The sequence below is a fragment of the Nucisporomicrobium flavum genome (assembly GCF_016464385.1).
GTDB lineage: Bacteria > Actinomycetota > Actinomycetes > Mycobacteriales > Micromonosporaceae > Actinoplanes > Actinoplanes flavus_A.
In genome coordinates, this window is sequence record NZ_JADMLH010000026.1 from 65,588 (window position 1) to 87,758 (window position 22,171).

A 22,171-nucleotide genomic window follows, 5' to 3' on the forward strand; every position below is an offset into this window, starting at 1 on the left:
TTCCGGGGGAGGCGCGGTGAGTGGCGGGACCGTCGAGTTCCTCCTCGTGCAGGACGACCCGGCCGAGGTGCTCTTCCTCCGAGAGACGTGGGAGTTGCACAAGGTGGCCAACCCGGTGCATGCGGTGCGGGATGTTCGGCAGGCACGTGCCTACTTGGACCGGGAGCCGCCGTACGAGACGGCACGCCCGCCCGACGTCGTGCTGCTCGACCTCAACCTGCCCGGCCACGACGGCCGCCGGTTGCTGCGGCAGCTTCGCGAGCGCCCGGACACGGCGCACACGCCGGTGATCATCCTCGTCGACTCCAGTGCCGCCGAACATATCGTGCGGGCCGAGTTCCTCCCGGTGCAGGGGTATGCCACCAAGCCGGTCGACTTCGCCTGCCTGACCGCGATCGTCCGGGGCCTGGAGTCGACCGCGTTCATGGTTCTCCGGTCGGCCTGACCGCGTTCTGTCATACAACCGTCATATGGTCGCCCGGGGGCTGCGATGTCCTCCTGCGAGGATTCTTCGCTGTGGCGTCCCGGGTCCGTGGCGCCACCGCTTTCCGGTACGAGGAGTCGCTGATGAACCCGTGTCCGTCCGGACCGTGGGACGAGTACGACCAGGAGCTGGTGGAGTGTGTCGCCGACGAGCTGGTGGCCGACACCCGGATCCGGGGCCGCCACGTCCAGGTGACCGTGCAGAACGGCGTCGTCATCCTGGAGGGGATGGTGGATTCGGTGGACATCCGGGAGGCAGCCGGACGCCGGGTGTGGGCGGTTCCCGGCGTGCAGGACGTCTGCAACATGCTCGTACCGGACGCCTGCTGATCGGTACGCAGCAGACACCCCGGTACGCGGCGCGGCGTCAGCTCATGGCGCCGAGGAGGTCGGGGCACGCCTGGTCGCAGCGGCGGCACGTGTCCGCGCAGATCCGGCAGTGCTCGTGCATCCCGTCGCGCCGCGGCGACCTTGCCAGGGTGCGGATACGCGGGCGCGGCCCTCAGGGTGCGGCGAGTAGCCGGCGGACCTCGGCGGCGGCCGGGTCCGCGGGTGCGGCCTTCAGGAACCGGCGCAGCGTCGCCGTCGCCGCGGGTGATCCGGAGGCGCGCTGGGCCAGGCCGAGGATCAGCAGGGCGTCGGTGCTCGTGGGGGAGTCGTGGAGCACCTGCTCGGCGGTGATAGCGGCCTCCGTTGCCCGCTCGGCGCGCAGCAGGGCGAACGCCAGTTTGAGCCGCGTGCGGTCGTCCGGGCGCTGGGTCACCACGTCGCGGTACACCTCCGCTGCTTCGGCGTAGCGTCCCTGGTCTTCCAGCGACTGTGCCAGCGACTGCAGGGACGTGTTTCGGTCGGCCGTCGGAGCGGGCCGCGTGTCGGAGGCGCGGTGCGGGCTCGCGACGGCCACGGCGGCGACGAGGGCGATCACAGCGACCGCGACGGCGTCCCAGGCGCGTGACGGTCTTCTGCGTGCCGGCGGTGCCTCGGCGGGGGCCTCTGCGGGCGAGGGCCCGTCGGGCTTTCGTCGTCGCCGGCGGAGGGCGAGCCCGGCGACGAGCGCGACGGTCAGCCCCGGCAGCAGCCACAAGAGGAGCCCGAGACCGCGGTACGACGGCTCGGCCAGCACGTCCGGTCCGTACCGGTCGACGAAGAACCGGCGGACCTGCTCCGGTGTTCGTCCGGCGGCGAGTTGTTGATCGATGGTGTCGCGCATGGCGGCAGCCATGGGGGATTGGGACTGGGCCACGGACTCGCCCTGGCAGGTTGGGCAGAGCAGCTGCTCGGCGATGCTGTGGGCGCTCTCGGGCCGTGGTCCGGCCGAGCGCCACACCGCCGTTCCGGCGGCGCCCAGGAGCACGACGAGCAGGCCGAGCGTGAGGAACCGGCGGAGGGTCATGAGCTCATCAGCGGGCTGACCCGCTGCTCCATCCAGGCGGCGTCCACCGCACCCTGAGCCCACCAGCGCACCTGCCCGGACCGGTCGACCACGAAGGTCTCCGGCACCCCACGGGCACCCCACGCGACCGCGGTGGTGCCCTGGGGATCGGCGATGCTCTGCAGGTCCTGCACGCCGAGGCCGGAGAGCAGCGCCCGGGCCGATTCCGCGTTGTCGCGGATGTCGATGCCGACGACCGCCAGCCCGCGGGCCGCCCACCGGCGCTGGGCGGCGGCCAGCACGGGCAGTTCCTGCCGGCACGGGTCGCACCAGGACGCCCACACGTTGACCAGGACCACCTTGCCGCGCAGCGCCGCCGCATCGAACGTGGCGCCGGTCAGGGTGGTTCCGGTGAGGGCCGGAGCGGTTCCGCTGCGCGCCTGGGTGACCGGGCCGGCCGCCGTCGGTGCCGCATCCCCTGAGGGCCGCCCGACGCCGGACGCCAACGTGACACCCAGGGCAGTCACGGCCGCAGCCGCCAGCAGCGCCGAGAGAACCCGTCCCCGCCTCATGCCGCACCGACCGGTGCCTCGGCATCCGCCGCCGGGATTCGGGCTCGCCGCCGAGACGGTGGCCGTAGCGCCGCCGCCGTTGCGCCGAGGGCGGTGAGGGCGCCGCCGAGCCAGACGAGCCAGACCAGGGGATTCACGGCCAGGCGTACGGTGGCCGCGGTCCCGTCCGGTGTGGCGGCAAGGACGGTGGCGTACACGTCTCCGCTGATGTGCGATCGGATGGCCGGGACGCTGACGGTGAGGTCCCGGGCCGGGTAGTAGCGCAACGCCGGTTCGCTGCGGCCGTCGGCGCCGCCACCGAGCTCCAGGTGGACGCGGCTGCTCATGTCGCCGCGTCCGGCCGTACGGTCGACCCGCACCAGCCGGGCGGTCACATCGCCGGCGGTGACTGTCTCGCCGACCTTGAGCTGCTGTTCGGTGCTGACCGTGTACGCCGACGACGCGGCGACCCCGACGGCCACGACGGCGATCCCGGCGTGCGCGAGCAGCCAACCCGACCGGCGCAGGCTCCTCCGCTGCCGGACGGCCGCCTGCAGGAGTCCTGTGAGGACGTAGGCGCCGAGCGCGAAGGCTGTCAGCGGCAGGACTCCGGGCCGGCTGAGCAATCCGACCACGGCCGCGGCGCCGAGCCCTGCCGCCGCCGGCATGGCCAGCCGCCGAAGGTCCGCGGCACGGTCCGCCCGCAGCAGCGGCGCCACGCCCATGAGCAGCAGCACCACCAGCGCCACGGGTACGGCCGAGCGGTTGAAGTACCCCGGCCCCACGGACGCCGCATCGCCCTGAACCGCCTGCACCAGCAACGGGAACAGGGTCCCGGTGAGCACGATCGCCGCCAGGGCCACCATCAGCACGGCGTTGCCCGTCATCACCGACTCGCGGGCCAGCAGCGGCGACGCCGGAACCGAATCGGGCTCGCGGGACCGCCAGACCAGCAGCCCGAGGACGCCGGCGACGCTCGCCAGGACGAAGCCCAGCAGCATGGGGCCGAGCGGTGAGGTCGTGAACGCGTGCACGCTTGCCACGGCGCCGGAGCGGGTCAGGAACGTGCCGATCAGCACCAGCAGGAAGCTGCTGCAGGCCAGCGCGACCGTCCAAGGGTGCAGGGCGCCGGTCCGGCGTCGTGCCGCCAGCGTGTGCAGCAGGGCGGTCGCGGTCAGCCACGGCAGCAGCGAGGCGTTCTCCACCGGGTCCCAGGCCCAGTAGCCGCCCCAGCCGAGTACCGCGTACGACCACCACGCGCCCATCGTTATCCCGGCGGTGAGCAGCGCCCAGGCGATCAGCGTCCACCGGCGCATCAGCGCCACGGAGAGCCGGTCGGTGCGCCCGGCGAGCAGGGCGGCGACACCGTACGCGAACGGCACCACCATGCCGATGTAGCCGGCGTACAACAGTGGCGGGTGGACGCCCATGGCCGGGTGCTCACGCAGCAGGGGGTTGGGCCCGGGCCCGTCGGCCGGGACCGGGGACACTGCCGTGAACGGGTTCGCGGCGAAGTACGTGAGGGCGAAGAAGAAGACCGTCGCGGCACCGGCGACGGCCATCGCGTACGGCCGCAGCGGACCCGCCCGCCCGGGCCGTCGGCCGCCCATCGCCACGGCACAGCCGGCCAGGATCAGCAGCCACAGCAGCAGCGATCCGTCCAGCGCCGCCCACAGGCTGGTGACGGTGTAGTACAGCGGGACGTCGCGGCCGCCGTTCTCGGCGACGTAGCGGACGCTGAAGTCGTGACCGATGAGCGCCGCCTCCAGCACGCCGCAGGCTGCGGCCGCCATGGCGAGGGTGGTCCAGGTGGCCGCGCGGGCCGGCCGGGCGGAGACGCCCAGCAGCGCCACCCGTGACCACAACAGGGTGGTGGCGACCGCGGCGACGAGCCCGGCGCCCAGCACGACGCTGCCCGCCTGGCCGATCACCGGCTGTCCTGTCCGCCCGCCTCGGCGGGCCGGTACTCGTTGCCGTGCTTGGCCATGACCGTGTCGGAGCGGAAGACGCCCCGGTCGTCGAGGGTGCCCTCGACGACGGCCTGCTGGCCTTCGCGCAGGGTGCCCGGCAGATCGGCGACCTGTTCGACCGGGATCTCGGTGGTGCCGTCGCTGATCCGGAACCGGGTGAGACCGGCGTCGGTGCGCAGCGACCCCGGCACCACCTGCCCGCCGAGCCGGACCCGTTCGTGCGCGGAGGAGCCCTGGGTGACCTCGCTGGGGGAGCGGTAGAAGGTCAGGGTGTTCTGCAGGCCGGCTGTCATCAGCAGGGCGATGCCGGCGACCACGAGCAGGAGCAGGAGCGCACGGCTGCGTCGCGGGCTCATCGGCGGCCCGCCGGTACCGCGTGTGGTGCGGCGGCGCGGACGCCCGTACGGGCCTCCAGGACGGCGAGGCGCCATAGGAACAACCAGGCCGCGGTGATGCTGGCGGCTGCGGCGCACACCAGCAGCGAGGCCAGCATGATGGTGTCGATCGGCGGGCTCACGCTCGGCGCCAGGACCGTGGCCTGCTGGTGCAGTGACCGCCACCAGACCACCGAGAAGTGCACCACGGGCACGGTGACGAAGCCGGCCGCGCCGAGCCAGGCCGCGTGCCGGGCGCCGCGGTGCGGATCCGGTTTGGACCAGCGCAGGGTCAGCTGGGCGGCGTAGACCAGGAACAGCACGATCGTGCTGACGATGCGCGGATCCCACGCCCACCAGACCCCCCAGGTCGCTCGTCCCCAGACGGTCCCCGCGGCGAAGGTGACCGCGGTGGCGCCCAGACCGATCTCGGCCGCGGCACGCGCGGCCCGGTCCCAGCGCGGATCCGACCAGACGAGGTACGCCCCACTGCCGACCAGGACGGCGAAGAACGCGAGGTACGCCGTCCACGCCGCGGGCACGTGCAGGTACATCAACCGCTGCGCCTGGCCCTGGGCGGCGTCGGGCGGGGCGACGGTCAGGCCGGTCAGCGCGCCCGCCACGCCCAGCCCCAGCGCACCCCAGCCGAGGTTGCGCCGGTCCCGTGCCGCCCGGCGGCCGTCGAGCAGCGGTGTCGGCAAGTTGTTCGGCATGGTTGCTCCTCCGCGAATCTCCGGGGCGCGCCCTTGCCCCGGCCACAGCGGCTCAAACGGCCGGGCCCGGCGAAACCCGGCGGCTGAATTTCTGTCGACCGGCCGTTTTGAGCGTCGGCGGTGCGGGGCAGGGGTGCGCCCCGCGACGAGAGGAGGAACGGATGCGGCGTGACCCATCGCGGCGCGGGGCCCGTGCACCGTGGCGACTGACGGCCGTCGGGTGCGCGCTGGTCCTCGGCGGCTGCGCGCGCCACCAGCAGTCCACGTTGCAGGCCTCGGGCGAGGGTGCCCAGCGCATCGAGGGCCTGTGGTGGCTGATGTTCTGGATCGCGATGGCCGTCTTCGCCGAGGTCATGCTGTTGCTCGGCTGGGCTCTGTGGCGCCGCCGCCGGGCCCGGGCGACGATCCGCGGTGGCGATGCCATCGGCGGCATCGCGGTGCTGGGTGTCGTCATCCCGTTCGCCATCCTGGTCACCGTCTACGGTCTCGGGCTGCGTGACCTCAACGCCCTGGCCGCGCCGCGTCAGGACCCCTCGGCGACCGTCGAGGTGATCGGGCACCAGTGGTGGTGGGAGATCCGATACACCGACCCCGCCGGTGCCGTGACCGCCAACGAGCTGCACATCCCGGTGGGCGAACCGGTCCGGGTGCGGTTGCGGACGGCGGATGTGCAGCACAGCTTCTGGGTGCCGCAGCTCATGCCCAAGACCGACCTGATCGCCGGCAAGGTGAACCAGACCTGGCTGAAGACCGACAACGTGGGGCAGTACCGCGCCCAGTGCGCGGAGTACTGCGGTAAGCAGCACGCGTTCATGGCGCTGATGGTGGTTGCCCAGCCCCGCGCGGAGTTCGACACGTGGGTGGCATCCCTCGCGCGTCCCGCGACGACGACGCTGAGCGCCGCCCAGCAACGCGGCCGGGAGGTCTTCGAGCGCAGCTCGTGCGCGTCCTGCCACACCGTGCGCGGGACCCCCGCGACCGGCGAGGTGGGGCCCGACCTGACCACGATCGGCTCCCGCTGGAGCATCGGCGCCGGCGCCGCCCCGAACGACGCCGGCCACCTCGGCGGCTGGATCGTCAACTCCCAGACCATCAAGCCGGGCAACAAGATGCCGCCGCAGCCCGTCCCCGCGCAGGACCTCCAGGACCTGCTGTCGTACCTGCAATCACTGAAGTAGGAGCCGCATGTCCGTCGACACCGAGGAACAGTCGCGCTCCACCTCTCGCGACGAGGCCGTTGCCGAGCTCGAGCAGGACTGGGGTGAACGGCCGTCGCTGCGCAGCTGGTTCAGCACGGTGGACCACAAGCGCATCGGCCGCCGGTACATGGTGACCGCCGGAGTCTTCTTCATCCTGGCCGGCACCGACGCCATGATCCTGCGCACGCAGCTGGCGCGGCCGAACGCGACGGTGCTGTCGCCGGAGGCGTACGACCAGCTGTTCACCATGCACGGCACCGCGATGATCTTCTTGTTCTCGACGCCGATGTTCTTCGGTTTCGGCAATTTCCTGGTGCCGCTGCTCATCGGCGCCCGCGACATGGCTTTCCCCCGCCTGAACGCCTTCGGCTACTGGGTGTTCGTGTTCGCCGGGACCGTCATGTTCACCAGCCAGCTCGTCGGCCGGGCCCCGGACGGCGGCTGGTTCGGCTACGTGCCACTGACCGACACGCCGTACTCGACCGGCATCAACCTCGACGTCTACTCGCTCGGGCTGCTGTTCCTCGGCGTCTCGACCACCGCCGGCGCGATCAACTTCATCGTCACCGTGGTCAAGATGCGCGCACCCGGGATGTCGCTCAACCGGATGCCGCTGTTCGTCTGGGCGATCGTCGGCACCTCGTTCATGGTGATCTTCGCGCTACCGGCGCTGAACCTGGCCAACGCCATGCTGTTCCTGGACCGTCGCTTCGGCGCCCACTTCTTCGACCCGGGGCACGGCGGCAGCACCCTGCTGTGGCAGCACCTGTTCTGGATCTTCGGGCATCCGGACGTGTACATCATCGTGATGCCGGCGCTGGGCATCGTCTCGGCGGTGCTGCCCGCGTTCTGCCGCCGCGGCGTCGTCGCGTACCCGTTGATGGTCCTGGCGATCGTCACCATCTCGATCATCAGCTTCGGCGTCTGGGTGCACCACATGTTCGCCACCGGGCTGCCGCAGCTGTCCTACAGCTTCTTCAGCGCGGCCAGCACTTTGATCACCATCCCGTCCGGCATCCAGATCTTCGCCTGGCTGTTCACGATGCTGCGCGGCCGGATCGTCGTGCGTACGCCGTTCCTGTTCGTCGTCGGGTTCATCGTGACCTTCGTGCTCGGCGGCTTCACCGGCGTCATGTTCGCCATCACGGCCTTCGACCAGCAGGTGACCGACTCCTACTTCGTGGTGGCGCACTTCCACTACGTGCTGTTCGGCGGTGCGGTGTTCCCGATGCTCGCCGGCATCTACTTCTGGCTGCCCAAGTTCACCGGCCGCATGTACGCCGAGAAACTGAGCCGCTGGGCCTTCTGGCTCGTCCTCGCCGGCTTCAACACCACCTTCATGCCGATGCATGTCTCCGGTCTGCTGGGCATGCCGCGGCGCATCTACACCTATCCGGGCGGCCTCGGCTGGGACCTGTGGAACCTCATATCGACCATCGGCGCGTACATCCTCGCGGTCGGCCTGCTGCTGGTGCTCATCGGTGTCGTCCACGCCGTACGCCGCGGAGCTCCCGCGCCGGACGATCCGTGGCAGGGCGACACCCTCGAGTGGGGGACCGCCTCGCCGCCGCGGCCGTACAACTTCGCCGCCGTGCCGCGGGTGCACAGCCTGCATCCGATGTGGGACGAGCGCACCACCGTCGCCCTGGCCACCGGCGAACCGCTGCCCGGCCACCAGGCGATGACCACCAGTGAGCTGGACGGACGGGAGGAAGGCGCAATCGAGATGCCGGAGGCGTCGCTGCTGCCCCTGGCGGCCGCCGTGGGCATCCTCGTCGCCGTCCTCGGACTGCTCTGGGCGTGGTACTGGACGGGCTGGTACTGGCTCGCCGGGGCCGGCGCGCTCCTGATCTTCGGCGCGCTCGCGCGCTGGCTGTGGCCACCGGAACGCACGCCCGAGGAAGCGGGGGTGGCGTCATGACGGCGGTGGCCGAGAAGGCGATGGCGCCGCGGCTGTTGTCGGCCGAGATGCCCTCGGGGCGGACCACCGGCTGGTGGGGCATGGTCCTGTTCGTCACGACCGAGGCGACCATCTTCGCCGCCCTGCTGGGCAGCTACTTCTACATCCGCTTCCAGTCCGGCCCGCAGTGGCCGCCGCCGCCCCTGGAGGACCCGAAGCTCACGAAGGTCGTCATCATGACGGCGCTGCTGCTGCCGAGCAGCGTGCCCGTCATGTGGGCCGAACGGGGCATCCGCAAGGGACAGCGGTGGCGGCTGCGCACCGGGCTCGCCATCACGATGGTGCTCGGGCTGGCCTTCCTCGGCATGCAGGCGTGGGAGTACTCCGAGGACCTCAAGAAGCACACCCTGACCACGGACGCGTACAGCTCGTTGTTCTACACCACCACCAGCCTGCACGGGTTCCACGTGGCGGTCGGGCTGCTGATGGCCGGCTGGCTGCTGGCCGCCTCGCTGCGTGGCAGTTTCGGCTACCGGCGGCACGAGCGGGTCCGGCTGACCGCCATCTACTGGCACTTCGTGGACGTCGTCTGGGTGGCGATCTTCCTGTGCCTCTATCTCTCGCCGAGGTTGTGATGCCGACACAGACCCGCCGGGCCGGCGGTTTCCTCCTGTGGTTCGCGGTGCTGGGTGGCGCTCTTGCCTGGACCGTGCATCTGTTCGTCGCCTGGGGCGTCGACGAGCTGACGTGTCAGGCCGGTAACACCAGCGTCGGCGGTGTCCCGGTGCGCGGCATCGTCGGCGCCGGGGTGGTCGTTCCGGCGCTCGTCACGCTCGCGGCCCTGCTGCTGGCCTGGCGGGGCTGGCGGCGGGCCACGGCTGCGGCGCGCGAGGACGACAGTCCCCGGATGCAACGCACCGGGATGCTGCTGCTGATCGGTCTGGGTGCCGACGCCCTGTTCCTGGCCATCATTCTCGCGGGTGGCGCCGCCGTCCTGGTGCTGGCGCCATGTCAGTGACCGCGACGACCGTGATCCTGGCCCACGCCGATGCGGGACGCGCCGGCGCGGGCACCGAGGTGGTGGCCCTGCTGGCGCTGGCGGGGCTGGGTGCCGCATACGGCCGCGGCGTTCATGAACTGTGGGCTCGACGCGGCCGGGGTGCCGTGGTGTCGCAGTGGCGTGCCGCGGCATTCGCCGCCGGGCTGGTCGTGGTGCTGCTCGCCCAGCGCGGCCCGGTGGACCAGCTGGCCGAACGGTCGTTCGCCGGGCACATGGTGCAGCACATGGTCCTCATGCTCGGCGCGGGACCACTGCTCGCCTGCGGCGGAGCCGGGCTCCCGCTGACACTCGCCGCGCCCCGCCGGGTCAGGACGACGGTGGCGCGCCTGCGGTCCGGACCGCCCGGCCGGTGGCTGCGCCGGCCGCTCAACCTGGCCCTGGTCGCCGCCGGGATCCACACGGCGATGTTGTGGTGGTGGCATCTGCCGCGCCCGTACGGCTGGGCGGAGCACAGCGCCATCGTGCACGCGGCGGAACACACCTCGTTCTTGGTGGCGGCCTGGCTGCTCTGGTCCACCGTGCTGACACCGCACGCCAACAGCCTCGGCGGCCCGGCGTCGTTCCTGCTGCTGTTCGCCACCGGCATGCCCGCGGCCGCACTTGGGGCCGTCCTCACGCTGGCCTCCGGGCCGATCTACCCCGCCGGGACACTGGCCGGCCCGGACCCGCTCGCCGACCAGCAGCTCGCCGGTCTGGTCATGTGGGTCCCGATGGACGTCGTCATGCTCGTCACCGCGGTCACCCTCTTCCTGCGCTGGATGCTCGCGCTCGACCGGAGCAGCCCCGCCGGACGTGACCTGCGGCCCCGCCGAGAGGAGATATCGGCATGATCACTCGTCGTCTGCGCGTGCTCTGGCCGGTGGCCGCGACGGCCGCCCTGCTCCTCGCCCCCGCTGCCTGTGCGGCGGTGCCCCCTGCGCCGCCGCCGGAGGTGCCCGCCGGTGACCCGGCCCGCGGCGCCCGGCTGATCGACTCGTACGGCTGCGGCTCCTGCCACACGGTGCCCGGCATCAAGGGAGCCGACGGACTGGTGGGGCCACCGCTGACCAAATTCGGCAAACGGTCGTACATCGCCGGAGAGCTCGTCAACAGCGGCCCGAACCTGCAGCAGTGGGTGCGGAACCCGCAGGCGGTCGAGCCCGGCACCGCCATGCCCGACATCGGCGTCACCGCAACCGACGCCCAGGACATCGCCGCCTACCTGTTCACTCTGGATTGAGGGGCACACCGTGACCGACGTACCCCCCACACCGTGCCGCGGCCGTCGGGTCCTGGCAGCCGCGGCGGGCCTCGGCGTGCTCGGCCTGCCGCTGGCGGCGCCGAGACCGTCGCCGTCTTCCCCGCCGCCGGCTGCGTCCCCGCCGCCGATCGCCGCAGACGACTCCGGCACGGTGCTCTATCAGCGGAACTGTGCGAGCTGCCATGGGCAGCAGGGTGAGGGCAGCCATCGCGGGCCGTCGTTGACCGGCGTCGGGCCGGCATCCGTGGACTTCCAGCTCAGCACCGGCCGCATGCCGTTGCGCGAGGAGCGACAGATCAACGTGCACCAGGAGCCCGTGTTCTCCGAGTCCGAAATCCGGGCGCTGGTCCAGCACGTCGCCTCCTTCCCGCCCGGCGGTGGACCGCCGATCCCCACGGTCGGCGGCGGGAACACACAGTCCGGGCGTGAGCTGTACCTGACCTACTGCTCGGCCTGCCACTCGGCTGCCGGCGTCGGGGCGACGTTGACCAACGGGCGGTTCGCGCCATCGCTCTTCGAGGCCACGCCCACCCAGGTCGGCGAGGCCGTGCGGGTGGGTCCCGGCCTCATGCCGGCCTTTCCCCCCGGCATCCTGACCGGCGAGGAGGTGGACGACATCGCGGCCTACGTCGACGTCCTTCAGGACGACCGCGGCCAGATCGACCAGGGCGGGTGGTCCCTCGGGCGCCTCGGCCCGTTCCCGGAGGGCGCCGTGGCCTGGGTGCTGGGACTCGGGGCTCTGCTGCTGCTCGCCCGCCGGCTCGGGAGCCGGGTTCGATGAGCCGCGCACAGGGGCCGATCAGCGGGGAGAAGGGCGCCGTCCGCCGCATCCGTCTCGCCTTCGGCGTGGCGATGCTCGGAGCCGTCGGGTTCGCCGTGACCTACAGCCTCGGCGGCAACACCCAACTGCTCGGGATCAGCCTGGGCATCGCTTTCGCGGGGCTGGCGTACGGCCTGGCAGCCTGGGGCCGCCGGCTGCTGCCGACCGGCGGCTACGTCGAGGAGATGCCCGAACTGAGCGCCCCGCCCCGGCGGCGGGACCTGCTCGCCGAGGCGATGAACGGCCCGGAGAGCCCGCTCGGGCGCCGTGGCCTGATGGGCATGCTGATGCTCGGTGTCGGTTCCATCGGTGTCGCACTGCTGTTCCCGCTGCGGTCGCTGCTCTCCTTCCGCAAACCGGACCCGGTCACCATCCTGCGGCACACGGCGTGGGAGCCCGGGGTCCGCCTCGTGACCCCGGAGGGGACGCCGGTCCGGCTCACCGACGTCGGCCCGGAGACCATCCAGATCGTGGTCCCCGAGGGCCACACCCGCGACGGCGACGCCCCCGCGTTCCTCGTCCGGCTCGATCCGGAGCGGCTGCGCCGTCAACCCGCGGCGGGCCGGGCCGGCGACGTGGTCGCGTATTCGTTGCTGTGCACCCACGCCGGATGCCCCGTCGCGTTGTACGAGCAGACCACCGCCCGCATGTTGTGCCCGTGCCATCAGAGCGCGTTCGACCTCAACCGTGACGCCGCGCCGATCGCCGGGCCGGCCGCGCGGGCCCTGCCCGGGCTGCCGATCGAGGTCGACGCCGACGGCTTCCTGCGCGCCCGCGGCGACTTCACCTCCCCGCCAGGCGCCGGGTTCTGGAGCTACCCATGATCACCCGACGCCTCTACCGCGCCCTCGACGCCCGGCTCGGCACCACGTCGGCCGGCCGTACGGCTCTGGCCAAGGTTTTCCCGGACCACTGGACGTTCATGTTCGGCGAGGTGGCGATCTACGCGTTCCTCGCGCTGGTGCTGACCGGCACCTATCTGACCCTGTTCTTCGAACCCAGCACCGCCGAGACCGTGTACGACGGGGCTTACCAGCCGCTCGACGGCTCGAAGGTGTCCAGTGCTTTCGCGTCCACGGTGGCCTTGAGCTGGGACGTGCGCGCGGGCCTGCTGATGCGGCAGGCGCATCACTGGGCGGCCCTGCTGTTCGTCGCCGCGATCGTCGTGCACCTGCTGCGGGTCTTCTTCACCGGGGCGTTCCGCCGGCCACGCGAGCTGAACTGGGTCGTGGGTGTCACGATGCTGGCGCTGGCACTGCTCAACGGATTCACCGGCTACTCGATGCCCGACGATCTGCTGTCGGGGACCGGCCTGCGGATCATCTACTCGACGGTGCTGTCCGTCCCGGTGGTGGGCTCGTGGATCGCGATGCTGGCCGTCGGCGGCGAGTTCCCCAGCGATGAGACCACGCCGAGGTTGTACATCAGCCACGTGCTCATCGTGCCGGCGATCTTCCTGGCCCTCATCTCGCTGCACCTCGTCATGATCATCCGGCAGAAGCACTCCCAGTTCCCCGGGCCGGGCCGCCGGGAACACAACGTCGTCGGCTCCCGGCTGTGGCCCGCGTACGCGGTCCGGTCGCTGAGCCTGCTGGCCGGCGTCCTGGCCGCCGTGTTCGCACTCGGCGGCCTCGTGCAGATCAACCCGGTGTGGATCTACGGACCCTTCCATCCCGCGCAGGCCACCTCGCCCGCCCAGCCCGACTGGTACGTGGCCTGGGGCGACGGTGCTCTGCGCCTGTTCCCGCCGATCGAAGTCCACATCGCCGGTCACCTCGTGCCGGCGCCGTTCTTCCCCGCCGTCGGACTGGGCACGGTCACGTTCCTGCTGCTGTACGCCTGGCCGTGGTTGGAACGGTGGCGCACCGGGGACAAGGCGTCGCACCAGATCCTGGAGCGACCCCGCGAGCGGCCGGGACGGGTGGCGGTCGGCGCGTACGCCCTGACGTTCTTCACGGTTCTGCTGATCACCGCGGCCGACGACATCATCGCCCGGCTGACCGGGCTACCGGTGACCGGCATTCTGCGTACGCTGCAAATTCTGGTGCTGGTCCTGCCTTTGGCCGTTGCGGCCGCCGCTTTCGTCGTCGCACGGTCGTTGCGGGCGGGCTCTGCGACGACCGTGGGCGAGCTGACCCGCGAGGATCTGCACGCCGGCCTGACCGGCATCGAGGAGTCGCCGGAGAAGACCCCGGATCCGGCGGGGCACATCCGGTTGTGGCGCAACCCGGACGACACGTGGCGGTGGCGGTGGCACGGGTCCGGCGACGACCTCACGAGCAACGAGGTGTTCCTCGATCGGCAGGAGGCGCTCGACGCTGCCACGACGGCCTTCCCCGGCATACCGGTGGAGCAGGACGAGCCGCCGGAAGGGGTGGTGCTGCCGCCACCGCGCCGTGAGCCGGGGCCGGTCACCAAGGTGGTCGCCGGCCTGGTGTGGGTGGCGATGGCCGTGCTCGGGCGGCGGGCGGACCGTCTGCAATCATCGCGATCGGAGGCCGCGGAATGAAGGCGATCATCTCCGGTGCCGGCATCGCCGGGCTGGCCCTGGCCCGTCAGTTGCACGCGCACGGCGCCCAGGTCACCATGATCGAGAAGGCGCCGGGTCCGCGCACCGGCGGGTACATGCTCGACTTCTTCGGCCCTGGTTACGACGCCGCGGAGGCGATGGGCATCCTGCCCGGCATCCTGCGGCTGGGCTATCAGGTCGAGGAACTCGCCTACTGCGACGATTCCGGGCGCCGCCGCGCCGGGCTGCGGTACGCGAGGTTCGCCAAGGCCGCCGGCGGCCGGGTGGTCAGCATCCGGCGCCCGGACCTGGAGCAGGTGCTGCGGGATCACCTTCCCGCCGGCGTCGATCTGCGCCACGCCACCACGATCAGCGCGGTGGACAACCGTGCCGACGGCGTGACGGTGACCTCCGACGACGGCAGCACCCTGGCCGCGGACCTGTTGGTGGGCTGCGACGGCGTCCATTCCGGGGTGCGGGCGCTGGTGTTCGGGCCGGATGCGGACTACGTCCGGGACCTCGGGCTGCACACCGCGGCTTTCACGTTCGACGACCCGCAGGCTCACGCAGAGGTGGCGGGCCGGTTCTGTCTGACGGACACGCTGCACCGCACGATGGGCTTCTACGCGCTGCGCGACGGGCGGGTCGCCGTGTTCGCCGTACACCCCAGCGCCGAGCACACGCTGCCGGCCGACCCGCGCGCCGCCCTGCGCGCCGAGTACGGCGCTCTCGGATGGATCGCGCCGCGGGCATTGGCCGCCTGCCCGCCGTCGGAGCAGGTGTACTACGACCGCGTCGCGCAGGTGGTCATGCCCTCCTGGACCCGACGCCGGACGGTGCTGCTCGGCGATGCCGCGTACGCGGTTTCGCTGCTGGCCGGGCAGGGAGCGTCCCTGGCCGTGGCCGGCGCCTACGTGCTGGCCGAACGGCTCGCCCGAGGCGCGTCCATCGAGGCGGGACTGGCCGGCTACGAGCGGGCGCTACGCCCGGTGGTGCTCGACAAGCAGGCCACCGGCCGCAAGAGCAGGCGCTGGTTCCTGCCCGCGACCCGCACCCAGCGGTGGCTGCGTCGCGCCTCCCTCGCCCTGGCCGGGCTGCCGCTCGCCGATCGGCTGGTCGCCGGAGCCCTGGTCGGCAAACCGACCGCGATGATCGCCGAGCAGGCCCGGAGAACCGGTGTGAGCGGCTGACTGTGCGCGCGCCGGCGGCACAGGCATCGCCGCCTGCGTCGAGCGCTACGCCGGGACGCGGTACCCGATCCCGGCGTCCCGGATCCGGCCGAGGTCGGCCGCGCTGATGCCGGTGCCGGTGAACCGTTCCACCGCGACCAGCCCCTTCTCGATGCGGTCGCCCGGCTCGGCGAAGTCGACCCCGTCGAGGGCCGCCGCCACCTCCGCGGGCACCTGTTCGCCGCCCCACGGTTCGAAGGAGGCGAGCACCCGGCCGTGCTCGGCCAGGGACAGTTGGGTGAGCGCGTTGACGTTCCAGAACATGCTGCCCGCCCGCCCGCCTGCCGACGCGGCGACGAGCACCTCCGGATCCGTACCCCGCCAGGTGTTCTCCTCCACCACGAGCACCGCATCGCCGGCGGCGAGCACACTGACCCACGAGTCGGTCGACGATCGCAGCGACAGGTCGCGCTGAATGGCGTCGATCGGCTCGGGCCGGTGCGGATCGGCGCCGAAGGCCTGCAGCACCTGATCGACGGTTGCGCCGGTGACGACGGTGATCGTTGCCGCCATCGCGAGCGGACTGCGGCGCACCCACCGGTACGCGTGCTCCGGCCGGGGCGGCCGCACCGGCTCCGGCTCACCACGCAGCCGGTGCCCCAGGCGGTCTGTACGCCTGTACACGATCTCCGGTGCCGCAGGCGCCGCCCAGACGACGAGCTTGTGACGCTCGTACTCGGCATCGTTGTCATCGCGGCCGCGGGCGTGGACCCGGACCCGGTAGTCGCCGGGCCAGGGAGGGGTCTGCCGGTCCAGCCCGCGACCCTCCGGCCCGTCCGGCCCCGCCAGCCCCGCGTGGCCCTCGGCAGCGTGCCAGCTGACCTCGACCGCCTCCTCCCAGCCCGGCTCCAGCTCATCGGGTGCCTGCTCCAGCACCTCCAGCTCGACGTTCACCCGGCCTCGCCCGACACCGGTGTGGATCACGAGCCCGCCGTCGGCCACGGCGACCAGTCCGTTGGCGGAGAAGTCGGCATCTCCCGGAAAGGCATGCTCGACCAGGGCGAAGCGGTGTCGCGTCACCTCCACCGAGGTCGATGAATGACGCGGCAGAAGATAGTCCGCGCGGATCTTGGCAAGCAGCGCGGCCGCGTACGCATCCGGCATCGCGGTCTCCCGCAGCAGCAGTGCCGCCGCACCGACGCCCAGGCCCACGGTCGCGGCGGCCCGTTCCACCATGACCGGCGGATCGGCCTGATCCACGACCGCCACCGCCACCGCCACCGCGAGCGCCAGGTGAGCGGCGCCGTGTGCGGCCGCGATCGCCGGCTCGTCGACAGCGTCCGGCGCGACGAGGAGCGACTCCGCGAGCGCTGGATGCGCGGCGACCCGGCGCACCAGGTGAACCGTGTGGTCAGCCAAGCCCGGGCGCAGACCCTCCAGCAGCCGGGCGGCGGAGGTCGCCTCGCTGTCGTGCCCGCCGGAAGCGATCCACGCGTACCGGCCGTCCGGCGGCTGGGGCAGATCTGCCAGCAGATCCGGCACCGCCGCGCCGGCCAGCTCGGCCACGGTGAGCTCCAGGGCACCCAGCAGGCGTTCCACCGGCAGCGGCCCGAGCATGCGGAGCGCTGTCAGGCAGGCAGGCTCGTCATCGGCCGGGAGCTGCGGCCAGTGGTTGCCCGCAGCGTGGCGGTCCACGGCCTCCGGGGCGCCCAGACGCCCGAGCAGCCGGGCAGGCGAGGCGGCAATCCGCCGTTCGAGCGCGGGCATCGCCGTCGCGACCAATCGCGTCAGGTCGTCGATCGGCGTGTCGGGAACACCGGCCATCGGACGACCATAGCGAAGCACCGCCGCATTTCTGGCCCCGGCAGCTTTTACGCAGCGGCGCAGACGGATAAGGGCGTGTGGTTCACGGAGGTCTGCCGAAGGAGAAGAAGCAGAGATGGACAACAACGGCGAGCACCACGTAGCCCGGATGGACGACACCGTCACGCCAGCCACCCTGCATGCCCGCGCCGAGGCGGTCGCCGTCCCGGACTTCAACTACCTCGAACAAACCATCGAGGCGATCGCCACCGGACTCAGCCGCGGGCGTCGAACCCCGGCCGGGCGGCCGCACACCGAGCGGGAAAGTGAGGGATAACCCTCGCGTTGTCACGGATCCGTCATGGACCCGCAGGCATACCGCCATGTGGCCGCTCCAGTCTGGCCTGGTGCAGCCCCACCGGCTCGATGAGCGACATCTTGCGTCCATGACAGTCGTACCGGCAGACGACCGCGTGTCGCTGCACCACCTCCACGGTGCCGCCCTGGTACAGGTCGTCGGTGACGTGGACCTGGATACGGCGTCCCGCGTGCGGGAGGTGCTCGAGACGGCTCTCGGGGCACACCCGCGCGTCATCGTCGACCTCGCCCGGGCCGGAACGTTCGACTCCATCGGTTTGAGTACCCTGCTGGCGGCACTCCGGACGGCACGCCGTCGCGACGGTGACCTCCTGTTGGCGGCCCCTTCGAGACTCCTGCTCGACGTGCTGCAGGCGAGCCGGCTGGACAGCGTCTTCGCGACGTTCGGCACCGTCCCCCAGGCCATGACAGCAGCGCGCGTCACGGCGTACGCCGGTCGGAACGGGATGCCGGCGTCCGGGAAGCACCCGGGGAGCGGCTGATCACCGTTCCGGTGCCGGCGGTCGTTCGATCGTGAAGACATGGTCGACGCGTGCGACGTAGAGCATGCGTTCGACGTCGGGTGTGGGCCGGCGAAGAACAAGTTGTCCCCCGGATCGTTCCATCTGCCGGTGCACGCGGAGAAGCGTCACCATCGCCGACGTGTCGATGCTCGTGCAGGCGGTCATGTCGATGATCAGCCGGGCCGGACCGGTGGCCACAGCTCGGGTGAGTACGCGGCTCCACACCTCGACCGTGGAGACGGTCAGGGGACCCGTCACCGCTACGACGTTCTCGGAGGTACGGATCGGTCCCTCCCTGTCCTGTGGGTTCCGGCTCGGCGCGTCGAGACTCAGGGTTTCCCGTGCGTATCGCGCCCTGCCCGCAGTTCCATGACAGTCGGATGACAAACCGCACGGGGACTGTGGGCTGCGTGCCGGGGATGGATGGGCAAGGCATCATGCGGTTATGAGTTCCGTGCTGCTGATCGAGGACGACGACCGGATCCGCCTGTCGCTGACGATGGCCCTGGAGGACGAGGGCTACGCCGTGCACGCCGTGGCGACGGCCGAGGAGGGCCTGACCAGTCAGCGCAGCGATCCGGCGGACACCGTGCTGGTCGATCTGATGCTGCCCGGCATGGACGGGTTCGAATGCATCCGCCAGCTCCGCCGGGAGGACGACGTACCGATCGTCGTCGTCAGCGCCCGCGACGACACCCATGACATCGTCGCCGGCCTCGAGGCCGGTGCCGACGACTACATCGTCAAGCCGATCGCCGTGAAGGAGCTGGCCGCGCGTCTGCGGGCGCTGCGTCGCCGGGCCCGGGCCGCCGCGCCGGCCATCTCCGTGGTGACCTTCGGCGACCTGGAGATCCTGCCGGAAGCGGGGGAGGTCCGGCTGAACCAAACGGCCATCGCTGTGACGCGTACGGAGTTCCGCCTGCTGTGCGAGCTCGCCGAGCATCCCGGGCAGGTTCTTTCCCGGCAGCAGCTGCTGCAACGCGTCTGGGGATATGAGACCGGCGACGAACGCCTCGTCGACGTGCACGTCGGGCGGCTGCGTCACAAGATCGAGAAGAGCCCGGGGTCGCCCCGCCATCTGGTCACGGTCCGCGGCCTCGGATACAAGCTGCAGCGATGAGACACCGACCCCGACCTCGTCCATGACCCGCCGCCGTCGGCCACGTCATGGGCGTCACGTCGACGGTGACGTCCCGGACGAGGGAGTGCCGGTGGCGACCAGGAACTCCTCGGCGTCGAAGTCTTCGTACGAGTCCGCGCCGCCCAGGTCGTAGTCGTCGAAGTAGGCGCCGTAGGTGAACGTACTCACGACACCGGTCACGGTGACCTGCCTGCCGCGTTCGGCCGCGATGCCGGGAGCGGACAGTACGAGGATCGAGTCGTCGCCGTACTCGTCGCCGGTCAGGACAAAGGACCGGTCCGTGATCACCTTGCTGACCGTGGCGGTGACCGTGACGGTCCGCCCGATGTAATCGTCGTTGCTGAAGTACGGGTCGGTGATGGCGCCGATCGCGGGGCTCGGGCGCAGCGGCGCGGTGGTCGGCACCTCGATACCGTCGCCGACGCCACAGGCTCCGAGCATCAGCGGCATTGCCACCATGACGGCGGCCAGTGGAGTTCGGATCCTGGTTCTGTTCATCTATGCGTCTCTCTCTGCCGGTCGAACGATCCGGCAGCGTCTTACCGGCGGACGCATATCTCAATCGCGGCTCGTGGAGTATTCGCGCCGGTCGCTCCGCCACCGAGGGTTCAAGGCGGCGTCAACCGTGCCACGGCCGCGGATCGTGACGTCCTCCGAATTCCGAGCCGCGCCGGGCGTCCATGACCGGCCGGGCGGGTAGTTCGCCCGTATGTTCTTCGACTCGGTGCAAGACCTGTGGCGCGTCGCTGTCATCGGTGTTCTGACCTACGCGTTGCTCGTGGTGGTCCTGCGGATCTCCGGTAAGCGGACCCTTGCGAAGATGAACGCCTTCGACTTCGTCGTCACGGTGGCGCTGGGCTCCACGCTGGCGACAATCCTGCTCTCGCGGGACGTCACCCTGTCCGAAGGGCTGGCGGCACTGGTGCTGCTGGTGGTCCTGCAGTTCGTCGCGACCTGGTTGTCGGTGCGCAGTGGCAGCATCCGGCATCTGCTCAAGTCCGCCCCCACGCTGCTGGTGCACAACGGGCGGATGAACGAAGGCGCGATGCGGCGACAGCGAGTGACGGCAAACGAGGTGCTGCAGGCCGTCCGGTCGCAGGGAATCGGTGACCTCGATCTCGTGGCGGCGGTGGTGCTTGAGACCGATGGCACCTTCAGCGTGATACCTCACCAGCAGGCCGGCAGCCGGACGGCGCTCGGCAACGTCCACGGCGCCTGATGCCCTCACCGACCGGGCGGTGCGGTTGGGCCGCTGTCGTGTGCGGGCGCCCGCACCGGTACGCCCGCACACCACCTGCTCGGTGAGTTCAGCACCGGGCACCACTTTCCGATGCCGACACGACGAACAGCCCCCGGCATGGTGACAATCCCATGACACTTTGCGCCCTAGACAGCGTCCTCGATGTGCAGGACGCTGTCTATCCGTCCGAGCCGGAACATGTTCCGGACCGCTGGCCGTGGGGCCTGCAGCACCAGCAGTCCGACCCTGCATTCCAGAGCGCGGTGTACTTGCAGGAGCATCACCAGCGCTGTCTCGTCGACGCGTGGGGTCTCGCTCAGGTCGAGGACAAGACACCGCGGAGCCCGCTCGGCGGCGTCGCGGATCAGTCGCCCCCACCGATTGCCGCCGGCGCCCGTCAGCGTTCCCGTGATCTTGATCGTCGCCACCTCCCGCGGTGGTCGAGGGCCACCACGGGCACTCATCGACCCGGCCCAGCAGGGACTGGAGACGACCGGCCACACCACATCGCCGTCATCGGGACCCACCCATACCGTCGAAGCGCTGGACCTCGGGCCGGCGGTCGGCGGTGGCGGCGACCAGGCTCACCCCGGCGGCCGCGAAGACGACCTGGAAGGTCACCTCCGCGGGACTCACGGTCCTTCCGCGGCCGCTCACGTACTGCGGTAGGGGAATCCTGGGTGCAGATAGGCGCCACCCCAGTACGGCATATAGCCGTAGTACCCGTACAGCTGCTCGAAGTACTCGGATCCCTCGGTGAGCTCGGGGTCGTACCCGGGCGCCCCGGCGACCCGGTCGCGGGACTCACCCACGTACACGGTGTCGTCGGTGATGCGGGTGACCGCGTCGACCGGGATGAACGACGCCGTGGCGCCGAAGCCCAGGATCCCCCCGTGCGCCACGCGCAGGAAGCGGACCCTTCCTTCGCCGTCGTCGATCAGCAGATCGTCGACCGTGCCCAGATCGTCCCCGTCAGCGTCACGCACCTGCCGCCCGCGGATGTCCTCACCCGGATCGGCCAGGATCTGATCGCTGTCGCTCAATTTGATCAGTGACGTAGTTCCTCGCGATGCCATCGAGTTCTCCTTTCTGCCCTCGGGCCGGACCGGTTCGCCGGTGGTCGCCGCCGGTCCCACCACCAGCGTCCTTCCGGCACCGGCGCGGCCGCTGCACAGAGTGATGACAGACCCGTGACAAACCCGGCCCGGCTACGGCGCCGGGCGGCACGGTTTCGCCGGCGGTCCGAGTTTCACGCCTCTGTCATACGGTTGCGGCCGGTTCGCCAAGCCGGCGTGACAGCGTGGGCCGGCAAGCACAGGACACGTCCTGGGAGGAACAGTGGAGCGACCCGTTACCCCCGTACGCGTGGCTTCCGAGGTGGAGGCGACCGTCGTCGAGCTGCACGGCGAGGTCGACGTCGACGGTGTCGAACTGCTGCGCGACTGTCTCAGGGACTGTGTCGACTTGAACGCGGACATTCTCGTGGACCTGGCCGATGTCACCCTCATCGACTGTGCCTCGCTGGGTGCCCTCCTCGAGAGCCGCCAGCTGGCGGATCGTCGGGGACACCGGCTGTGCCTGGTGGCGCCGAGCCCGGCGGTACGTCGCATCTTGTCCGGCGCCATGCTCGACACCGCATTCCCCCAGTACCCGGACCGGCGGCACGCGGTCAGCTGCCTCTCGGGTGGCGCTGCCGGCCAGGTGTGAGCGCCGCGGGAAATGTGAGCAGCAAACCCGGATACTTCG

At 71.2% G+C, this 22,171-nt stretch carries 29 protein-coding genes; 17 read left to right on the forward strand and 12 right to left on the reverse strand.

Annotation, left to right across the window (positions count from 1 at the left end; genetic code table 11):
* Positions 1 to 16 precede the first annotated feature (16 nt).
* Positions 17 to 445: a response regulator gene (locus IT780_RS37755; protein WP_199516667.1), complete on the forward strand. Its 429-nt coding sequence runs from the start codon at positions 17 to 19 to the stop codon at positions 443 to 445.
* Positions 446 to 516: 71 nt separating this feature from the next.
* On the forward strand, positions 517 to 813 hold the full coding sequence (locus IT780_RS37760) for a BON domain-containing protein (RefSeq protein ID WP_199516668.1): 297 nt from the start codon (positions 517 to 519) through the stop codon (positions 811 to 813).
* A 37-nt stretch (positions 814 to 850) separates the two neighbouring features.
* On the opposite strand, the gene IT780_RS43640 is transcribed toward IT780_RS37760, so the two are convergent.
* From IT780_RS43640 to ccsA, 6 genes are read right to left on the reverse strand one after another with little or no spacing between them, the layout of a single operon-like run.
* Positions 851 to 934: a four-helix bundle copper-binding protein gene (locus IT780_RS43640; protein ID WP_504739632.1), complete on the reverse strand. Its 84-nt coding sequence runs from the start codon at positions 932 to 934 to the stop codon at positions 851 to 853.
* 51 nt (positions 935 to 985) lie between these two features.
* The gene (locus tag IT780_RS37765) at positions 986 to 1,876 is read right to left on the reverse strand and encodes a cytochrome c-type biogenesis protein CcmH (protein ID WP_199516669.1); all 891 of its coding nucleotides are present in this window, start codon (positions 1,874 to 1,876) and stop codon (positions 986 to 988) included.
* The gene (locus IT780_RS37770; RefSeq protein ID WP_199516670.1) at positions 1,873 to 2,382 is read right to left on the reverse strand and encodes a TlpA family protein disulfide reductase; all 510 of its coding nucleotides are present in this window, start codon (positions 2,380 to 2,382) and stop codon (positions 1,873 to 1,875) included. The genes IT780_RS37765 and IT780_RS37770 overlap by 4 nt, the downstream gene beginning before the upstream one ends.
* A gap of 41 nt (positions 2,383 to 2,423) precedes the next feature.
* Positions 2,424 to 4,337: a heme lyase CcmF/NrfE family subunit gene (locus IT780_RS37775; protein WP_199516671.1), complete on the reverse strand. Its 1,914-nt coding sequence runs from the start codon at positions 4,335 to 4,337 to the stop codon at positions 2,424 to 2,426.
* Positions 4,334 to 4,732, reverse strand: a complete 399-nt coding sequence (locus IT780_RS37780; protein WP_199516672.1) for a cytochrome c maturation protein CcmE — start codon at positions 4,730 to 4,732, stop codon at positions 4,334 to 4,336. The genes IT780_RS37775 and IT780_RS37780 overlap by 4 nt, the downstream gene beginning before the upstream one ends.
* Positions 4,729 to 5,463: a cytochrome c biogenesis protein CcsA gene (gene ccsA / locus IT780_RS37785; RefSeq protein WP_199516673.1), complete on the reverse strand. Its 735-nt coding sequence runs from the start codon at positions 5,461 to 5,463 to the stop codon at positions 4,729 to 4,731. Before ccsA ends, IT780_RS37780 begins: the two co-directional genes overlap by 4 nt.
* 161 nt (positions 5,464 to 5,624) lie before the next feature.
* Between ccsA and coxB the strand changes: the two genes are divergently transcribed.
* Genes coxB through IT780_RS37835 form a run of 10 tightly spaced genes read left to right on the forward strand, consistent with a single transcriptional unit; the run spans position 5,625 to position 15,381 of the window.
* On the forward strand, positions 5,625 to 6,641 hold the full coding sequence (gene coxB, locus IT780_RS37790; RefSeq protein WP_199516674.1) for a cytochrome c oxidase subunit II: 1,017 nt from the start codon (positions 5,625 to 5,627) through the stop codon (positions 6,639 to 6,641).
* A gap of 7 nt (positions 6,642 to 6,648) precedes the next feature.
* Complete coding sequence (gene ctaD / locus IT780_RS37795) at positions 6,649 to 8,583, forward strand: cytochrome c oxidase subunit I (protein ID WP_199516675.1); 1,935 nt, start codon at positions 6,649 to 6,651, stop codon at positions 8,581 to 8,583.
* Positions 8,580 to 9,197 (forward strand): cytochrome c oxidase subunit 3, encoded by a 618-nt coding sequence (locus tag IT780_RS37800; protein WP_199516676.1) that lies wholly within the window; start codon positions 8,580 to 8,582, stop codon positions 9,195 to 9,197. Before ctaD ends, IT780_RS37800 begins: the two co-directional genes overlap by 4 nt.
* On the forward strand, positions 9,197 to 9,580 hold the full coding sequence (locus tag IT780_RS37805) for a hypothetical protein (RefSeq protein WP_199516677.1): 384 nt from the start codon (positions 9,197 to 9,199) through the stop codon (positions 9,578 to 9,580). The genes IT780_RS37800 and IT780_RS37805 overlap by 1 nt, the downstream gene beginning before the upstream one ends.
* Entirely contained in the window at positions 9,571 to 10,452 is an 882-nt protein-coding gene (locus IT780_RS37810; RefSeq protein ID WP_199516678.1) for a cytochrome c oxidase assembly protein, read from the forward strand. The genes IT780_RS37805 and IT780_RS37810 overlap by 10 nt, the downstream gene beginning before the upstream one ends.
* Positions 10,449 to 10,841 (forward strand): c-type cytochrome, encoded by a 393-nt coding sequence (locus IT780_RS37815; RefSeq protein ID WP_199516679.1) that lies wholly within the window; start codon positions 10,449 to 10,451, stop codon positions 10,839 to 10,841. Before IT780_RS37810 ends, IT780_RS37815 begins: the two co-directional genes overlap by 4 nt.
* 10 nt (positions 10,842 to 10,851) lie before the next feature.
* Positions 10,852 to 11,643: a cytochrome bc1 complex diheme cytochrome c subunit gene (qcrC, locus tag IT780_RS37820; protein WP_199516680.1), complete on the forward strand. Its 792-nt coding sequence runs from the start codon at positions 10,852 to 10,854 to the stop codon at positions 11,641 to 11,643.
* Positions 11,640 to 12,506 (forward strand): ubiquinol-cytochrome c reductase iron-sulfur subunit, encoded by an 867-nt coding sequence (locus tag IT780_RS37825; protein ID WP_199516681.1) that lies wholly within the window; start codon positions 11,640 to 11,642, stop codon positions 12,504 to 12,506. Before qcrC ends, IT780_RS37825 begins: the two co-directional genes overlap by 4 nt.
* Positions 12,503 to 14,191 carry a cytochrome bc1 complex cytochrome b subunit gene (gene qcrB, locus IT780_RS37830; protein WP_199516682.1) on the forward strand — a complete coding sequence of 563 codons (1,689 nt, stop codon included), beginning with the start codon at positions 12,503 to 12,505 and terminating at the stop codon, positions 14,189 to 14,191. The genes IT780_RS37825 and qcrB overlap by 4 nt, the downstream gene beginning before the upstream one ends.
* Positions 14,188 to 15,381, forward strand: coding sequence for an FAD-dependent monooxygenase (locus IT780_RS37835; protein ID WP_199516683.1), 1,194 nt, complete (start codon positions 14,188 to 14,190; stop codon positions 15,379 to 15,381). Before qcrB ends, IT780_RS37835 begins: the two co-directional genes overlap by 4 nt.
* Before the next feature lie 45 nt (positions 15,382 to 15,426).
* Here IT780_RS37835 and IT780_RS37840 read toward each other — a convergent pair whose 3' ends face one another.
* Positions 15,427 to 17,184, reverse strand: coding sequence for a DUF6461 domain-containing protein (locus tag IT780_RS37840; protein WP_199516684.1), 1,758 nt, complete (start codon positions 17,182 to 17,184; stop codon positions 15,427 to 15,429).
* Between the two features lie 115 nt (positions 17,185 to 17,299).
* On the opposite strand from IT780_RS37840, the gene IT780_RS37845 reads away from it, so the two are divergent.
* Together IT780_RS37845 and IT780_RS37850 are read left to right on the forward strand one after the other, a co-directional pair.
* Complete coding sequence (locus tag IT780_RS37845; RefSeq protein ID WP_199516685.1) at positions 17,300 to 17,500, forward strand: hypothetical protein; 201 nt, start codon at positions 17,300 to 17,302, stop codon at positions 17,498 to 17,500.
* Between the two features lie 109 nt (positions 17,501 to 17,609).
* The gene (locus tag IT780_RS37850) at positions 17,610 to 18,023 is read left to right on the forward strand and encodes an STAS domain-containing protein (protein ID WP_199516686.1); all 414 of its coding nucleotides are present in this window, start codon (positions 17,610 to 17,612) and stop codon (positions 18,021 to 18,023) included.
* On the opposite strand, the gene IT780_RS37855 is transcribed toward IT780_RS37850, so the two are convergent.
* The gene (locus IT780_RS37855) at positions 18,024 to 18,431 is read right to left on the reverse strand and encodes an STAS domain-containing protein (RefSeq protein ID WP_233414166.1); all 408 of its coding nucleotides are present in this window, start codon (positions 18,429 to 18,431) and stop codon (positions 18,024 to 18,026) included.
* Between the two features lie 58 nt (positions 18,432 to 18,489).
* Here IT780_RS37855 and IT780_RS37860 point away from each other — a divergent pair, with 58 nt between their 5' ends.
* Positions 18,490 to 19,164, forward strand: coding sequence for a response regulator transcription factor (locus tag IT780_RS37860; RefSeq protein WP_199516688.1), 675 nt, complete (start codon positions 18,490 to 18,492; stop codon positions 19,162 to 19,164).
* Between the two features lie 54 nt (positions 19,165 to 19,218).
* Here IT780_RS37860 and IT780_RS37865 read toward each other — a convergent pair whose 3' ends face one another.
* Positions 19,219 to 19,683, reverse strand: a complete 465-nt coding sequence (locus tag IT780_RS37865) for a hypothetical protein (RefSeq protein ID WP_199516689.1) — start codon at positions 19,681 to 19,683, stop codon at positions 19,219 to 19,221.
* Between the two features lie 211 nt (positions 19,684 to 19,894).
* On the opposite strand from IT780_RS37865, the gene IT780_RS37870 reads away from it, so the two are divergent.
* Positions 19,895 to 20,404, forward strand: coding sequence for a DUF421 domain-containing protein (locus IT780_RS37870; RefSeq protein WP_199516690.1), 510 nt, complete (start codon positions 19,895 to 19,897; stop codon positions 20,402 to 20,404).
* Positions 20,405 to 20,571: 167 nt separating this feature from the next.
* Here the strand turns inward: IT780_RS37870 and IT780_RS37875 are convergent, their stop codons facing one another.
* The 3 genes from IT780_RS37875 to IT780_RS37880 all read right to left on the reverse strand — a co-directional run bounded on the left by IT780_RS37875 (position 20,572) and on the right by IT780_RS37880 (position 21,501).
* Positions 20,572 to 20,853 carry an STAS domain-containing protein gene (locus tag IT780_RS37875; protein WP_199516691.1) on the reverse strand — a complete coding sequence of 94 codons (282 nt, stop codon included), beginning with the start codon at positions 20,851 to 20,853 and terminating at the stop codon, positions 20,572 to 20,574.
* 85 nt (positions 20,854 to 20,938) lie between these two features.
* Positions 20,939 to 21,061 carry a hypothetical protein gene (locus tag IT780_RS42930; RefSeq protein ID WP_267910242.1) on the reverse strand — a complete coding sequence of 41 codons (123 nt, stop codon included), beginning with the start codon at positions 21,059 to 21,061 and terminating at the stop codon, positions 20,939 to 20,941.
* Between the two features lie 17 nt (positions 21,062 to 21,078).
* Positions 21,079 to 21,501: a PRC-barrel domain-containing protein gene (locus IT780_RS37880; RefSeq protein WP_199516692.1), complete on the reverse strand. Its 423-nt coding sequence runs from the start codon at positions 21,499 to 21,501 to the stop codon at positions 21,079 to 21,081.
* 289 nt (positions 21,502 to 21,790) lie between these two features.
* On the opposite strand from IT780_RS37880, the gene IT780_RS37885 reads away from it, so the two are divergent.
* A complete protein-coding gene (locus tag IT780_RS37885) occupies positions 21,791 to 22,132 on the forward strand; it encodes an STAS domain-containing protein (protein WP_199516693.1) in 342 nt (113 codons plus the stop codon).
* The last annotated feature ends 39 nt before the right edge of the window (positions 22,133 to 22,171 follow it).